The sequence below is a fragment of the Paeniglutamicibacter quisquiliarum genome (assembly GCF_019084045.1).
GTDB lineage: Bacteria > Actinomycetota > Actinomycetes > Actinomycetales > Micrococcaceae > Paeniglutamicibacter > Paeniglutamicibacter quisquiliarum.
Window position 1 is genome coordinate 1 of the sequence record NZ_JAHRED010000028.1, and the last position, 1,169, is coordinate 1,169.

A 1,169-nucleotide genomic window follows, 5' to 3' on the forward strand; every position below is an offset into this window, starting at 1 on the left:
GGCTTATAGGACAGAAAGTGTGTCCGTAAGCGGCCTGCTTCCCAACGCCGGCGCGGCAGAACGGGGTTTCTTATAGCCTTGGGCCATTAACCGTGAATGGTTCTGGAAATTCGAAGCACTGTGAAGTATGTGGATCTCGCCTCAAACGCAACGGGAAGACCACCGCGGGCACCCAGCGTTGGAGGTGTGTTGACTGCGGGGCCAGCAGCGTGCGCAAGCGGGAAGACCTGGCTCGGCGGGCCGAGCTTGACCGGTTCGTGCAGTGGCTGATGGGCAAGGACTCCCAGGCCGAGATCGGGCCCGGCGGCGGGCGGACCTTCCGCCGCTCCACCCAGTGGTGCTGGCGCGTGGAACCCGCGGCAGCGGTGACCGGGGAAATCCACGGCCAAGTCCAGATGGACGGCATCTACCTGGGCCGGGGGTGGTGCTGCCTGATCGCGATCGCCAACGGGCATGTCATTGGGTGGCAGTGGTGCGACACGGAAAAGACTGCAGCCTGGCTGGCCCTGATGGAACTGATCCCCGCCCCGCGCGCGGTGGTCATCGACGGCGGCTCGGGGCTCGCCTCCGCCCTGTCGCGGGCCTGGCCCGAGACCCGGATCCAACGCTGCCTGGTCCATGTCCAGCGCAACGTGCGCACCTACCTGACGCTGCGGCCGCGCACCGACGCCGGGCGGGCCCTGCGCCGCATTTCCCTGGCCCTGACGCGGCTCAGGACCACGGAGCAGGCAGCCGCCTGGGTGCAGGTGCTCAACCAGTGGCACACCGAGCACGGAGAGCTGATCAGGCAGCGCACCTACCAGCAGGGACCTGCCGGCTTCCGCCCCGCCGGGGTCCGGTCCGGCCAGGCCTGGTGGTACACCCACGACAGGCTGCGCAAGGCCTACCGGCTGATGGAGCGCCTGGCCAGGAACGGGCACCTGTTCACCTACCTGCACCCGGAACTCAGCGACGTCGGCGTCGAGTCGACGACCAACCGGATCGAGGGCGGGGTCAACACGCACCTGCGCGCCCTGCTGCGCAACCACCGAGGCATGCCGCCGGCCCACGCAAAACGCGCCGTCGAATGGTGGCTCTACACCCACACCGAAAACCCTGCCCCGCTGCACACGCTCATCCGCCCCGAACACCTCAAGCCGGCACCCAGGGAAGTGCCCCGGGAGGAACGG

The 1,169-nt window shown here is 68.3% G+C and carries 1 protein-coding gene; it reads left to right on the forward strand.

Annotation, left to right across the window (positions count from 1 at the left end):
• Nucleotides 1-92: 92 nt before the first annotated feature.
• A partial coding sequence (locus tag KRR55_RS20130) for an IS1249 family transposase (RefSeq protein WP_217391096.1) occupies nt 93-1,169 on the forward strand: 1,077 nt, incomplete at its 3' end.